The sequence below is a fragment of the Methylobacterium sp. 22177 genome, from assembly GCF_052045615.1.
Classification (GTDB): Bacteria; Pseudomonadota; Alphaproteobacteria; order Rhizobiales; family Beijerinckiaceae; genus Methylobacterium; species Methylobacterium radiotolerans.
The window spans coordinates 1-444 of record NZ_JBQEPK010000133.1; the positions used below are offsets into that span (position 1 = coordinate 1).

Here is a 444-nt window from a genome sequence, read left to right on the forward strand (position 1 = left end):
TGGCTGACGAACGTCTGCTTCGGGGGAACGCCGGCACCGCTTCCGGCGGCTGGGTTGGGTCGGTAGCGGGCCGTCCGCTCAGGGTGGATATCTGCCGGCCCGCTTTCGGACCGCTGAGCGACGACGCGGACATCGCATTTGCGCCCGCTCTCGACCTTTCGCGAAGGTACAGTGCCGGTCGGCCGTGAGAGCCGCCGACGCTCTTTTTCATAGTCGGATGCCGGCTGCTTCGAGAGCACCGTCGATACGCGCGTCGACTTCGCTTTTCGTGGTCGCCCAACCCGGTACCGTCTTCAGCAGTCGCTGCTGCCAGGCCACGAGGTTGGGGAACTCGTTCAGCGGGATCTTCGTGCGCTCGTTCTGTGAGAACGGGCCCGCGACATCGAAGTCGGCCAGCGTCAGGCGGTCGCCGACGATGTGGCTGTGCTTCGCGAGGTGCGCGTC

At 66.2% G+C, this 444-nt stretch carries 1 protein-coding gene; it reads right to left on the minus strand.

What is annotated here, in order from left to right; genetic code table 11:
* Positions 1 to 207: 207 nt before the first annotated feature.
* On the minus strand, positions 208 to 444 hold a 237-nt coding region (locus ACTJK8_RS32390; protein WP_440763217.1), incomplete at its 5' end, for a glutathione binding-like protein.